Annotated in this window: 12 protein-coding genes and 1 pseudogene; 9 read left to right on the plus strand and 4 right to left on the minus strand. The window is 68.3% G+C overall.

Annotated features, from left to right (window positions below):
* Window positions 1-276 precede the first annotated feature (276 nt).
* Complete coding sequence (locus ACWIF2_RS00455; protein ID WP_454357789.1) at window positions 277-1,776, plus strand: MFS transporter; 1,500 nt, start codon at window positions 277-279, stop codon at window positions 1,774-1,776.
* Window positions 1,777-2,322: 546 nt separating this feature from the next.
* Window positions 2,323-2,892: a TetR/AcrR family transcriptional regulator gene (locus tag ACWIF2_RS00460; RefSeq protein ID WP_454357790.1), complete on the plus strand. Its 570-nt coding sequence runs from the start codon at window positions 2,323-2,325 to the stop codon at window positions 2,890-2,892.
* Window positions 2,893-3,069: 177 nt separating this feature from the next.
* Here ACWIF2_RS00460 and ACWIF2_RS00465 read toward each other — a convergent pair whose 3' ends face one another.
* Window positions 3,070-3,594 carry a TetR/AcrR family transcriptional regulator gene (locus tag ACWIF2_RS00465; protein ID WP_454357791.1) on the minus strand — a complete coding sequence of 175 codons (525 nt, stop codon included), beginning with the start codon at window positions 3,592-3,594 and terminating at the stop codon, window positions 3,070-3,072.
* Window positions 3,595-3,687: 93 nt separating this feature from the next.
* Here ACWIF2_RS00465 and ACWIF2_RS00470 point away from each other — a divergent pair.
* The 3 genes and pseudogenes from ACWIF2_RS00470 (at window position 3,688) to ACWIF2_RS00480 (ending at window position 6,078) form a co-directional block, all read left to right on the plus strand.
* Window positions 3,688-4,280, plus strand: a pseudogene (locus ACWIF2_RS00470) (SDR family NAD(P)-dependent oxidoreductase).
* Window positions 4,281-4,351: 71 nt separating this feature from the next.
* Window positions 4,352-5,326 carry an NmrA family NAD(P)-binding protein gene (locus ACWIF2_RS00475; RefSeq protein WP_454357792.1) on the plus strand — a complete coding sequence of 325 codons (975 nt, stop codon included), beginning with the start codon at window positions 4,352-4,354 and terminating at the stop codon, window positions 5,324-5,326.
* 368 nt (window positions 5,327-5,694) lie between these two features.
* On the plus strand, window positions 5,695-6,078 hold the full coding sequence (locus ACWIF2_RS00480) for a hypothetical protein (protein ID WP_454357793.1): 384 nt from the start codon (window positions 5,695-5,697) through the stop codon (window positions 6,076-6,078).
* A 193-nt stretch (window positions 6,079-6,271) separates the two neighbouring features.
* Here the strand turns inward: ACWIF2_RS00480 and ACWIF2_RS00485 are convergent, their stop codons facing one another.
* The 3 genes from ACWIF2_RS00485 to ACWIF2_RS00495 all read right to left on the minus strand — a co-directional run bounded on the left by ACWIF2_RS00485 (window position 6,272) and on the right by ACWIF2_RS00495 (window position 8,177).
* The gene (locus ACWIF2_RS00485) at window positions 6,272-7,360 is read right to left on the minus strand and encodes a tyrosine-type recombinase/integrase (RefSeq protein WP_454357794.1); all 1,089 of its coding nucleotides are present in this window, start codon (window positions 7,358-7,360) and stop codon (window positions 6,272-6,274) included.
* A gap of 59 nt (window positions 7,361-7,419) precedes the next feature.
* A complete protein-coding gene (locus ACWIF2_RS00490) occupies window positions 7,420-7,626 on the minus strand; it encodes a helix-turn-helix transcriptional regulator (protein ID WP_454357795.1) in 207 nt (68 codons plus the stop codon).
* Window positions 7,627-7,919: 293 nt separating this feature from the next.
* Complete coding sequence (locus tag ACWIF2_RS00495; protein WP_454357796.1) at window positions 7,920-8,177, minus strand: helix-turn-helix domain-containing protein; 258 nt, start codon at window positions 8,175-8,177, stop codon at window positions 7,920-7,922.
* A gap of 508 nt (window positions 8,178-8,685) precedes the next feature.
* On the opposite strand from ACWIF2_RS00495, the gene ACWIF2_RS00500 reads away from it, so the two are divergent.
* The 4 genes from ACWIF2_RS00500 to ACWIF2_RS00515 all read left to right on the plus strand — a co-directional run bounded on the left by ACWIF2_RS00500 (window position 8,686) and on the right by ACWIF2_RS00515 (window position 13,196).
* The gene (locus tag ACWIF2_RS00500; protein WP_454357852.1) at window positions 8,686-9,600 is read left to right on the plus strand and encodes a hypothetical protein; all 915 of its coding nucleotides are present in this window, start codon (window positions 8,686-8,688) and stop codon (window positions 9,598-9,600) included.
* Window positions 9,597-10,289, plus strand: coding sequence for an ATP-binding protein (locus ACWIF2_RS00505; protein WP_454357853.1), 693 nt, complete (start codon window positions 9,597-9,599; stop codon window positions 10,287-10,289). Before ACWIF2_RS00500 ends, ACWIF2_RS00505 begins: the two co-directional genes overlap by 4 nt.
* Window positions 10,290-10,974: 685 nt before the next feature.
* Window positions 10,975-11,466, plus strand: a complete 492-nt coding sequence (locus tag ACWIF2_RS00510) for a mobilization protein (protein ID WP_454357797.1) — start codon at window positions 10,975-10,977, stop codon at window positions 11,464-11,466.
* Complete coding sequence (locus ACWIF2_RS00515; RefSeq protein WP_454357798.1) at window positions 11,463-13,196, plus strand: relaxase/mobilization nuclease domain-containing protein; 1,734 nt, start codon at window positions 11,463-11,465, stop codon at window positions 13,194-13,196. The genes ACWIF2_RS00510 and ACWIF2_RS00515 overlap by 4 nt, the downstream gene beginning before the upstream one ends.
* Window positions 13,197-13,199: the final 3 nt, after the last annotated feature.

The following is a 13,199-nucleotide window of genomic DNA, read 5'->3' on the forward strand; positions in this document are numbered from 1 at the left end:
GCGTGCCCCCGGGCATCCTGCGGTCCCGGCGGTGCGGCACAAGACGTCGATCCCAACATGGACGCTCCGTCGACAGAGCCGCCGTTTCGCGACGCCGAGCAACAGCCGCTTGGCGAGGTAGGCCATCGACCCATGCGGGCCTCAGCCCTGGCAGGTCACCCCCGAACCCAGAAGCGACCCGCCCGCTTGCACCGAGGAAACCGATCTGTTTTCCTGAGTGGAAACAGATCGGTTTCCGACTGATGGTCGGGCCATGGCCAGCAGCTAAGGGGAGAAGTGAGTACCACCTTCAACCGAGGGGCGCCCGCCTCCGGGAAAACTAACTCGGGCCGCCGCGGCTCACATGCCGTGCGCTGGTGGGTGCTCGTCGTGCTGGGCGTGGCACAGCTCATGGTCACGCTCGATGCCACCGTCGTGAACATCGCACTGCCAGAAGCGCAACATGACCTCGGTTTCAGTGACGGCAGCCGGCAGTGGGTCATCACGGGGTACGCCTTGGCGTTCGGCAGCCTGCTGCTGCTCGGGGGCCGACTCGGCGACCTGTTCGGCCGACGTACCACCTTCGTGACCGGCCTGATCGGTTTCGCGGCCGCATCCGTCGTGGGCGGCGCGGCTACCAGCTTCGACATACTCGTCGCGACACGCGTGGCCCAGGGCCTGTTCGCCGCGCTGCTCGCACCCGCGGCGCTCTCACTGCTCAGCGTGACCTTCATCGACCCGGACGAAAGGCCGAAAGCCTTCGGCATCTTCAGTGCATTGTCCGGTGCGGGTGCCGCGGTCGGGCTCCTGCTCGGCGGCATGCTCACCGAATGGGCGTCGTGGCGCTGGGTGATGTACGTGAACGTCATTTTCGCGGGCGTCGCGCTGGTCGGCGCGTTGCTGTTGCTGGCCAAGCCCGCGGTCACCGAACGACCCAGAATCGATATTCCTGGCACCGTCGTGGTGAGCGCCGCGCTGTTCGGCATCGTCTACGGGTTCGCGCACGTCGAATCCACCAGCTGGACCGACCCGGTCGCCCTCGGCTCCATGATCGTCGGCGTGGTGCTGCTCGCGGTGTTCGCCTGGCTGGAGCTCAGGGTCGCGCATCCACTGCTGCCGCTGCGGGTCGTGCTGGACCGGACCCGAGGTGGTTCGTTCCTGGCCGTGTTCGTCCTGGGCATGGGGATGTTCTCGATCTTCCTGTTCCTGACCTATTACCTGGAGGCCAGCATCGGATACTCGCCGATCGAGGCCGGCCTGTCCTTCCTTCCGATGGTCGGCGGCATCGTTGCCTCGTCGACCACGGTGCCTTCGCTGGTGCTGCCCAGGGTCGGCCCGAAGGTCGTGGTCAGCGCCGGCTTCCTGGTCTCCGCGTCCGGTATGGCCCTGCTGACCCGGCTCACGCTGGACAGCGCCTACGTCGCCGACATCATGCCGGGCATGATCCTGCTGGGTCTCGGTATCGGCGGGGTGATGACCACCGCGTTCCAGGGTGCGACAGCAGGTGTGCACCACGAGGACGCGGGCGTCGCCTCGGCGCTGATCAATACCAGCCAGCAGGTGGGCGGCTCGATCAGTACGGCGCTGCTGACCACCGTTGCCTCATCGGCCGCGACCGACTACCTGTCCTCGCACAAACCGGGCGCCCTGACCGTGGCCCAGGCCGGGGTCGAGAGCTACACGGCCACCCTGGCCTGGGGTGCCGGGATCTTCGTGGTCGGTGCGGTGCTCACGGCGTTCCTGATGCCGAATGCGACTCTGGCGCCGTCGGAGGGCGAGCCGGTGATCGCCCACTGAGCCTCAATCCACCGGTGCTGAAAATGTCCTGCGCTGATTGGTGCCCTCCAGGCACAAATCAGCGCAGGACAGAGGCATCCCCGAGACGGTCCCGTGCGTTCCGTCTTCAGTAGGCTGATTATCGCCGGTGGCGGGTTCCCACGATGTGGGCCGATTTGGCGAGGCCGGTGGACAGGCCGGTGAGCGCACCGATTCTGGGGGCCACGATGGCAGTACCGACCTCCAGTCGCCCCATCAAAACGCCGCCCGGCTGTCTACCGCTTCCTCGCAGTGTTCGAGCCGCTGCAACAGCTCGCCAGCGGCATCCACTCGATCCTCTACTGCGGCACCCGAAGTGACGCGGGCCTGGTCCCGTGCTGGATGATGATGACCACCGACCTCATTGCAGCCACACCCCTCGGCTTCGCGATGATGGGCTGGCACGCCCCCCGGGGGCTGCGCCGTATCCATACGCCCGCTCGACCGTGGGCCGCACCGTAGATCGCGACGACATATCCTGTAAACCGATCGGTTTCCAATGGGTCGAAATCGAGTTAACCTCGCAATATGACCATCGAGGCGAAATCAAGCTCCCGAGAGCGGCTGCTGGAGGCAGCGGCCGCCCTCACTTACCGCGACGGCGTCAGCATCGGCGTCGACGCGCTGTGCAAGGCGGCGGGGGTCTCGAAGCGCTCCATGTACCAGCTCTTCGAGAGCAAGGGCGAACTCCTGGCGGCGAGCCTGGAGGAACGCGCCTCCGCCTATGTGACGACGCTGCTTCCCTCGACGGACGACAACCGTCCACCCCGCGAGCGGATCCTGCACGTCTTCGAGCAGATGGAATCACAGGCCGCCGCACCCGACTTCCGAGGCTGCCGATACCTCGCCGTGCAGATCGAACTCAAAGACCCGAGCCACCCCGCGAGCCAGGTGGCCCACCGGGTCAAGGCGAACCTGACCGGCTTCTTCCGCGCCGAGGCCGAGCAGGGCGGGGCGGGCGATCCCGACCTGCTGGCCCGGCAACTCAGTCTGATCTTCGACGGCGCCAGCGCCCGCGCGGGAATCAAAGCCGACACGCCGTCTGGACTCATCGCCCCCACCGTGACTGCCCTGCTCGATGCGGCGCACATGCGCTGACGCATCGCGCTTTACGAGCAGCCGCAGTGACCGATGCACCCGGCGAGTCGCAGCCGACTTCCGGCGACTCGAGAAAAGTCCCGCGGCGTCAATCTGGCCGGGCTTACCGCACCCACGGTGACCACCCTGCTCGACGCGGCAGGCTTGCGCTGACGCTGCGCCCGTCCAGAACACCCCTCACCGCCCGGCACCCCAGGGAAACCCCACGGCCGTAGAAGTGTTGCCGAGCATGCCGCAGGCGAAGAAGCCTGCGGTCTCGTCGACATCGGCGCCCAGCGACAGGTGCACGGTTTCCCAGATCCTCATCCAGCCGGCTCGGACGATCTCGCCGATCAGGCCATCGCCCTGCGCTTCGGCGGCCGCCACGGCGGCATATCCCTGCATCTGCATCAGGAGCGTCTCGGGGCTCGTCGAGATCAGCTTCGCGTAAGCGCTCGTCATCGCTGGAAGAACCCGCTCACCGCCCTCCACCCCGTCGGCCGCCCTCTCGAAAGCCAGGCGTGTGTCGTCCATGCTCCGCACCAGAGCGGCAACGAAGATCGTCTTCTTGTCCGGGAAGAGCCGGAAGAGATACGGCTGCGTGACGCCCACCCGCCTGGCGATCGCCGCGGTAGAGGTGCCGTGGTACCCCGTGCGCGCGAACTCGGCGATCGCCGCACGGATGACGCTCTCACGCCTCTCCAGCGCACTGGTCCGACCCATGACGTCCCGCTCCCCGCTTGAACTTGCACCCGGAAACCGGTCGGTTTACTGTATCGGAAACCGATCGGTTTCGAGTGAGTGCGGGAGTCCATGATGACGACAGGTCGGCCGGTGGCGCTCGTGACGGGTGCGTCATCCGGCACCGGGAAGGAAACTGCGCTCGCCCTGGTCGCTGCCGGATTCAACGTGGTCGGCACCAGCCGTGACACCTCGCGCGTCACCCCGCTCGACGGTGTGACGTTCCTCGGACTCGACGTCGCCAGTGACGCGTCGGCCGCCACAGCGGTCCAGGAGGCGAACGAGCGGTTCGGGCGGATCGACGTCCTGGTCAATGGCTACACCGGGGCCCTGGACCACGAGATCCGTGACCACGGCGTCCGGGCACTCATCGTTCAACCCGCCTTCACCAGCACCGGGTTCGAGGCCAACAGCACGAAGCCCGACACCCCCTGCACGCGTTCGGGAAGCAGCGGCAGACCGTCGACCGGGTCACGGCGGAGGCCGTCAGGGGCGGCGGCGCCCCCGCCGCCTTCGCCCGGGCGATCGTTACGGCGGCGAGCGACACGAAGCCGAAGCCGCGCTACACCGCCGGCCCCCTGGCCGGACGCGCACGCGTACTGCGCCGTCTCGCTCCCACCGGGGCCTTCGACAAGCAGATCCGCAAGATGAACCAGCTGGCCGGCTGACGCGCAGACGTTGCGTGGGCTCACCGAACAGCTGGCCCACCCCTACGCCCCACCAGACAGAGGACACCTTGATGCCAGAGCGCAATCCCATCCTGATCACCGGTGCCGCCGGCGAGATCGGTGGTGTGAGCCGGACGATGGTCGACATGCTGCTCGAACAGGGCCACCCAGTACGGGCGTTCGTGCGCAAGGACGACGAGCGCGCGCAGTCGCTCCGCCAGGCCGGGGCCGAGGTATTCGTCGGTGACCTGCTCACCATCGCCGACGTGACCGCCGCGCTGAAGGGGGTGCGGCGCATCTACTTCAGCATGAGCCTGTCGCCGTACTACACCGACGCCGTCAGCCTGATGGCCGCGGCGGCGCGGGCACAGGGCGACATCGAGGTCTTCGTCAACATCTCCGAGTTCGAGCAGTCGTTCATGACGTTCGAGAAGATGACCGCGCCGGAGGAAGAACGGCGTGCGTGGCTCGGCGGACGCATCGCCAACTGGTCGCCGCAGCAACGGGCCCACTGGGTCGCCGAGCAGGTGCTGGACTGGTCCGGCCTCCCGACGGTCAACATCCGCGGAGCCATGTTCGTCGAGAACCCGCTGATGACCTGGCTGGCTCTGGAGCCGCTGAGCAGGGGTGAACTGCGGCTGCCCTTCGGCGACCACCGGCTCGCGCCCATCGCGGGGTACGACGTGGCGGAACTGTGCGCGAAGATCCTGACCGACCCGGCGCCGCACCTCTCGAAGTCCTACGACCTCAACGGCCCAGAACTGAAGGACATGCACGGCTTCGCGGAGGACTACGCGGCCGTGCTGGGGCGCCCGGTCACCTACGTCCCCGAAGACATCGAAACCTGGAACGCCACCTACGTCGACACCGCCCTGGCCGCGCTCCCGCACACCGCGGAGCACCTGAAGACCCTGACCCGGCTGATGGGCGGCGGCGGGTACCGCGGCACCACCGACCAGCTGGAGACCCTGCTCGGACGCCCGCCGAAGACCGTGCGCTGGGCGTTGGAGAACCACCCACGCATCCGGAAGCTGGTGGCTGCCTGAGCCTCCCGGGCAGAACGAGAACACCACACCGGAGCCCGTGGACTGAACACGAGTGGAGGCCGCCTCGAACCGCGCTCGGCGATCAACGCCTAGGCGGCCTCCCGGCAGTCGCACCCGTCAAGGGCGCGTGCCGCGAGGCCGGCCCCTGAGCCATTCGGCTAGCGCAGTCCTTCCAGCGACCGAACGTTCTGCCGAGGCATCCGCACATCACGCCTTTGGTCCTGCCTTCACTGACCCGTCCCTCGACTGATGAAGAAGCCTCGGAGCAGCTTCGGCTACTCGAAGTGCTTCGGCCACTGGAGAACAGCGGTCTCCTGGAACGTGCAGCCTTCGTTCGCCACCAGGCGGCAGCTCTCACGGAGCTGCTCATGGAAGGTGATGCCCTCATGGTCTCGCAGGGCAGTGCGCTCCAGACCTATATCGACTCACTCATGAACCACTGCCTGGGCGACCTGGGCTCTCCCGGAACTGGTTCGCTGCACCCTCAGGATGCCCGCGCTCTGGCGGAGGCCGTCGACGAGGGTGACTGGCTCCCTGGACCTGAGCACACTCGCCTACGGGTCCGCGCCCACCATCTGCTGTTGAATGGCGGCATCGGCAGGGGCAGTCTTCAGGCACTGCCTCGGGCAGCAGAAATGGCTGCCCACGTCCGTAGCCATCCCGACAGTGCCGGCGGAAAGCTGGCACCGTGGATCGCCCTGGTCGAGCCCTCGGCATCGGAGCTGTTGACAGCCGTCTCGGCAAGTTTGTGACGCGTCAGCGGCGGCGCGGCACCCCCAGTACTGGTGACACCATACGGGCGAGGTTCCGTCACCTCGCCCGGCACATCCCGCGCTAAATGTGCGGAAGGGACTCCACCGTGAGCGAGTGGGCTTGGAGCCCACGGAACCCTCTCAATAGCACCGAGCCCTGCCTGTGAAGGGCAGGCCAGGGCAGCGAAGGCGTCTATGCGGCGATGGTCAGCGGTGCGGCCAATCGCTCCCAAGCACCGAGAACGGCCTTGTGCGCATCCGGCTGCAGATGGGCGTAGCGCTGGGTGGTCTGGAAGCTCTCGTGCCCAAGGAGGTGCTGGACCTCGTACAGCGAGACTCCTCTCTGGACCAGCCACGAGGCGCAGGTGTGGCGCATGGCGTGCGGCGAGTAGTGGGGGACGAGGAGTTGCTCGCCGTCGGTGTCGAAGTAGTAGGCATCTTCCACGGCGGGCCACCAGGTCTGCCGGCGCCAGTTGCCGTCGTCGAGGAGGCGTCCGGAGCGGCCCTTGGTGATGGTGGTGAAGACCACGGCGTCACGGTCGAGCCCGTGGATGTGACGTTCGAGGGACTCCAGGACGTGGGGCGGAAGTGGCACTTCCCTGCGGCTTCGGGAGCTCTTGGGGTACTCCTTGATGCCGCTCTTGGTGTTGACCTCCACGACGAAAAGGCGGGAACGCCGCTGGTCGATACGGTGGCGGTGGAGGCCGGACAGTTCGCCCCAGCGCAGGCCGGTGTAGAAGCCGAGCAGGCACATCGTCCGCCATGCCGACGGCAGTTCGTCCAGGATGCTCTGGGCCTGGTCGAGCGTGAACCACTGCGGCGGCTTGACCGCGATGGCTGGCAGGTCGATGCTGCGGCAGGGGCTCACCGCGATGATGTCGTCGTCGACAGCCGCGCGCATGATGGAGGACGTCAGGTTGTACGCCCGCTTGATCGCGGCGGCCCCTGCGCCTTTCTCGACGAGGGCTCGAATCCAACTCTGAACGTCCATACGGGTAATGGCCCGCATCTCCCAGTGAGCCAGGTAGGGCAGGACGTGGTTCCTGATGCTGGAGGCGTCGCCCCGCCGGGTGTGGGGCTCGACGACTCTGGCGTTCCACCACCGGTCGTGCCAGTCGCCGAAGGAGATCTCGCCCGCTCGCGGGTCTCGCAGGGCCCCGCGAGCGAACTGGGCCTCCAGCTCGATGCCCCACGCGCGGGCCTGCGCCTTGAGTGGAAATGACTCGCTGAACCGGTCTCCCGCCCGGTTGCGTACCGTCGCCTGCCACTTGCCTGACTTCAACTTACGGAGGTACGAGGGTCTACTCCTGTTCCGAGGAATGAACGTATGGGAGGGAAGGGTCAGCGTCGGGACGCCGACGACGCCACGGTCCTGCTGTTGATGAACTCCTCGAGTTCTGCGGCGGGGACACGTACGCGGGAGCGTCCTGTGCCGGTGCGCAGGTCGACCACGGGCAGGTCGCCGGCGGCGATGAAGCGGTAGATGGTGCGGCGGTCGACGTCCAGAGCGGCGGCGACGGCGGGTATGGACAACAGGCGAGCAGGCATGGGCGAGTCCTTGACGGCGAGGTGGGTGGGATGAGCGCCCGGCGAATCGGCAGCCGGGTCGTAGACAGGTCCGGAGGAGGTAGTCCGGGCTGGGTGCAGGCGGCCGTGTGGGGCGAGGGGGTGTCGGTCTTGGAGCTCGACAACCATCCAGGGAATCACCGGTTTCGGTAACCGGCGAATGGGTGCTCTAGGCCCTGGACATGCGCGGCTGGCATGCGTCGGAGCAACCGGGTGGGCTGGCGCGGATCGCTGTGCGGGTGCAGGACCGAATCGCTATTCCGCCGCCTCGAACTTCACGAGAGGGGTGATGCCTCCAGGAGGGCAAGCAGCGAGACGCAGAGGGCGCGTGCGATTGCGGTCAGGTCGTCGATATCGCAACGGCGCTGGGCGCGTTCGATGCGAGACAGCATCGTGTTCGACATAGGGCGGCCCAGCGTCGTAACCCGGGCGGCGAGTTCACGTTGGGCGAGTCCGCGTTCGGTGCGGAGGTATTCGATTGTGCGGGCGGTCCGCATTCCTGCCGGACCCATTTCCAGGGAACGAGCTGCCATGACTCCAGTTGTAGCTTGCATTCGCCGGTTTGGTGAACCGGCAATCGTCGGCTATGTTGCGCGCCCCGGACCGGATGCGAGCAGTAGGGACATCCATTTCCTCCGGTGTCACACGAACTCACACAGGGCCCTCTGCACGCCTCTGACGTGGGGTGTTGTGTTGTAGCTTCGCTGGCGGCAGCCCGTCAACGGCTTCCCGATGTGATCCTTCTGGCTCACCCTTCGGGCACAACTATTTGGTCAACCGCCGATCGTGACCTACGGTTCTGACCTCCCCGACGGCCTCTTCCCTTGGAGCCTTTCTGCCATGAGAGATTGCGCCAGAATGGGCTGGACTTGCGCGCCCTGGGTGTGGCTATGTTGACGACATCCCCGGAAAGCTCGACCCGGTCATGAGCGCGCCTAGCGCCGCTTCGGTCAACTCCCCTCCCCCTGACACCCGTACCGTCACGATCGACGGTGAGCCGTGCTGCCCGAGCACCGGCTCCCGAGTGAGGACTGCTCCCCCTTGGCTCGAATCCGCACCATCAAGCCAGAAGCCTTCGTCTCCGAATCGCTGGCCGCCGTCTCCTTGACCGCCGAGCGCACCTTCCTCGGCCTGCTCACTCAGGCCGACGACCAAGGTCGGCACCGTGACCACCCCGCGATCATCGCCGGACAGCTGTGGGTGCTGCGCCCCGAGCACACGCCCGCCGAGGTCGAGAAGGACCTCGGCCAGCTCGATGACGCCGGTCTGATCTGCCGCTACACGGGCCAGGATGACAAGCGGTACCTGCACATCGTCACCTGGCACCAGCATCAGAAGATCAACCGGCCCAGCAAGAGCCGTCTGCCTGGCTGCCCGCGCCACGACGCCCCGGTCGGCTCCGCACCTGTCGGAAGCGTCAGTGTCACGGAACCCTCATCGCAGCCTCATGGAGCCCTTCGTGATACCTCCCGCGAGATTCGCGAGACCTCGCCGAGTTCGGAGCCGGTCGGCAAGAGCGCAGGTCAGGAGAATCTCAGAGAGTCCTCCGTGAGGGAGCAGGGAGGACTCAGTGAGGCGGCAGTGACGCCTCACGGTCCGGATCTAGGACCTAGGATCATGGATCTAGGAGATACCCCTTCGGGGGGCGCCAGCGCCCCCGCGCTGGACTCCCACTCGGTACAGCACCTGATCGCCGAGTACGTCGCTGCGTGCGGTCACCGGCCTCCGGAGAGTGTACTGGGCCATCTCGGCCGGGAGGTGCGCAAGCTGATCGACGAGGGCATCGACCTCACTCACATCCGGGCCGGACTGGAGCGACACCGGGTCAAGGGTCTGCACCCCAGCACCCTGCCGAGCCTCGTCCACGAGGCTATGAACGCCACTCCCCTGCCAGTCGCTCACAGAGCCTGGACGAACCCCAGTGACGTCAACGCCGCCTACGGAGGTGACCTCTGACCACCACCCTCACCCGCGAGCCCAGCCAGGTCGGTCCGCTCGCCGACCGACTCAGCACGATCCTGGCCAGCCGTGGTATCGACCCTGGCGTCACGGCCGAGGAGCCGCCACCCGAGCCCGTCAGCGCCATGGAACTCGCCGACGCCCGCATCCCCGCCCGCTACCGCCGCGCCCTGGCCGACCACCCACAGATCACCGCCTGGGCCGACCAGATCGCTCGCGCTGGACGCCCCGGCCCTAGTGGACCAGGCATCGCCGAGGGCCCCTCGCTGCTGATCGCAGGACCTACCGGCACCGGCAAGACCCACCAGGCATACGGCGCCGTACGTGCCCTCCTCACCCGAGGCGTCCGTCTGCGCTGGGAAGCGACCACCACCGCCGACCTGTACGCCCGTCTGCGTCCCCGCGCCGGCCACGACGCCGAACGAGACCTGCAGAGGCTGGTCCGCTGCCCGTTGCTGCTCTTGGACGACCTCGGTGCGGCCAAGACCAGCGAGTGGACCGAGGAGCTGACCTACCGGCTCATCAACCACCGGTACGAGCACATGCTCCCCACCCTCATCACCACCAACTTCCCCACCGCGGAGCTCCGGGCCACACTCGGCGACCGCATCGCTTCGCGCCTGGCCGAGATGACCGAACGCGTCATCCTCGCCGGTCCCGACCGGCGGCGCCGGACCGGTATCTGACCTCGCCGTGCCGCTGCCGCATGGGGACCGGCACCCCGTGGCCGCCGGGGACCGGGGACCGTCGCGCAGGGGAACCGGGGACCGTGGCGACATTGAATTGAGGACCGACACGGGGACCGGTCCCCTGGAAGCCGCAGCTCAGATGGCCTTTCAGGCTGGCCCCCACAGCGTCCCCGATATCGGGGACCGTCCCCATTGCAGCCCGTCTCAGACCCGTCCCGAACCGGGACCGGGACCGGGACCGGGACCGGGACCGGGACCGGGCATCAGGAAGGTGACGGTCCCCGTGACGCCGTGTCAGGGGGACCGTCCCCGAGGACGTCGCATTCCGGTCCCGAAGCGTTCGGGGACCGTGGACGGCGGAACTCCGGGGACCGGTCCCGCTGGCATTCCTGCGACCACAGTCCTTGAGCCGACAGACCTACTTCACCCCGACTCCCAGATCGCATCCCTCAGCTCCCTATCGCTCCGACCACCATCCCTGGCTGCCATCAGCCAACATCCGGAGACTCAACTCCAACTCCCCCACCGAACAACCCCCGGAGAACTGCGCGTGCACGACCGACCCCACGAACACCCCGCCACCCGGAACGAGACGACGACAACGCCGGCGTCAGACGGAGCAAGTTGGAGGTTCGGACACTCCCCCGCGGGAGGAGCGCCCGAACCCGAACCCGCCCCGGGGGTGGCGGGCCCCGTCCGGCACCAGGGGGCACCGGACGGGAAGGCTGCGACCGAGGGCGGACCGCAGCCCGGCAAGGCCAGCCCGAGGGGCAAGGCCAGGAAGGGGACGTCGCGTCCGCGTGACAAGACGCAGCGCCCCGCCCACAGCGTCCGCCTCAACGGCCAGGAACTCGCCATCATCCAGTCCGGCGCCAACCACGTCGGCATGAGCGTGGCCGGGTTCCTGGCCCACTCCGCCCTGGCCGCTGCCCGCGACCAGGCCCGCACCGCAGCGGCCATCGCCACCGAGCGGGACATCCTGACTGCCCTCTTCGGTGTGCGTCGTCAGCTCGGCTGGGCGGGCAGCAACGTCAACCAGGCGGTCAAGGCACTCAACTCGGGTGTCGACGCACCGCACTTCGCCGCCGCCCTCGCCGACCTGCAGCGTGCCGCTCAGGCTGTCCAACGGGCGGCCGACCGGATCGCGAACGGGCAGGAGGACCAGGCGGCTTGATCCCCCGGATCCACCAGCAGGGCACCAACGCCCTCGGGCTCCTGCACTACCTGTACGGCAAGGGCACCCACGAGGAGCACATCGACCCGCATCTGGTCGCTTCCTTCGACGGCATGGCTCCCGACCCCGGCCGCGACCTCTCGGTCACGAAGAGGGACCTCCAGCACCTGCTCGACCAGCCCCTGTCGCTGCTCGGCGTTGACCGGCGTCCCGACAAGCACGTCTGGCACTGCTCGGTGCGCGCCGCACCCGACGACCAGGTCCTGTCCGACGAACAGTGGGGCGACATCGCCCGCCGCATGGTCGCCGCCACCGGCATCGACCCTGGCGACGGCGCCGGCTGCCGCTGGGCCGCCGTGCGGCACGCCGACGACCACATCCACATCATCGCCACCCTCGTCCGCGAGGACGGCCGCCGACCCGACCACCATCGCTCCGGCATACACGCCCAGGCTGAGTGCCGCCTGATCGAAAAGGAACTCGGCCTGCATCAGGTCGCGCCCGGGGACGGCACCGCCGCCAAGCGAGCCACCAGTGCGGAGCGGCACAAGGCCGAACGGCAGGGCAGGCAGCGCCCGGCGCGCGAGGAGCTGCGGGAGACCGTACGGCGCGCGGTGGCCGGCGCCGACAGCGAGGAAAAGCTCTTCGACCGATTGGCCGCCGCCGGCCTGCTGGTCCGCAAGCGCGTCGCGCCCTCCGGCGACCTGCTCGGCTACAAGGTCGCGCTGCCCGATGACCGCAACGGTGAGAAGGAGCCGGTGTTCTACGCGGGTTCCACGCTCGCACCCGATCTGTCCCTGCCCCGTATCCGTGAACGCTGGACGCTTCCTGCCGAGGCCGCCGCGGCGGACGGCTCCGGGCAGGAGCAGCCGGCCCTGCCGGACGTGACAGGTCCCGCGTTCGCGCGGCGCCGGGCCACCGCCACTACCTGGCAGGCGCTACTGATCATCGACCACGGCGACGACGGCGCGGCAGCGGCCCAGATTGCTGCGGCGGGTGAGGTCCTGGACGCGCTGGCCAAGACCTCCGCCGCCCATACCCGTGCTGAGCTGCGCGAGGCGGCCTTCGTATTCGAGCGGGCGAGCCGCTCCCACGTGAAGGCTGTCCGCGGGCACGACCGCGCCCTGCGCCAGGCCGCCCGCGACCTCGTCCGCAGCGGGCCGGCCCTCGGCCGCGGGGAAGACGGCGCCACCACTGCCATGCTCATCGATATGGCGTTCTTCCTCGCCATGGCCGCAGCGAACTGGCACGCCAGGAAGCACCACGGCCAGCAGGCCGCAGCAGCCCGGCAAGCCGCTGAACACCTGCGCGCCGCCTACCAGGCCGCCGCAGGTGAACCCATGGTCGTTCTCCGTCAGCGAGGCCAACGTCTGGCCCCGCGTGTTCATCAACGACAAGCCGGCCTTCTCCACCAGGTGCTGCCAGAGCTAGCCGAACGCATCCGGGCCGAGGCAGGCTGGCCCGCCCTGGCCGCCACCCTCGACGACGCCCGCAGAGCTGGCCATGACCCGGCAGCTCTGCTGACCGAAGCCGCCCGACGGCGCGAGCTCGACACCGCGACCTCCGTCAGCGACGTCCTCGTCTGGCGTGTGCGACACGGCGCCCACCTGCCCGCCCTGCCCGATGGCCCCCACGACCCACCCGCCCGAGGCGGTCGGCGCCAAGGCGCCTCTGCGCCCACCAGGCAGTCGCCCCCGAGCGCGGTGAACGACTCCAACCGTCGGCGCTGACCA

This window comes from Streptomyces sp. NPDC055506, from assembly GCF_053643595.1.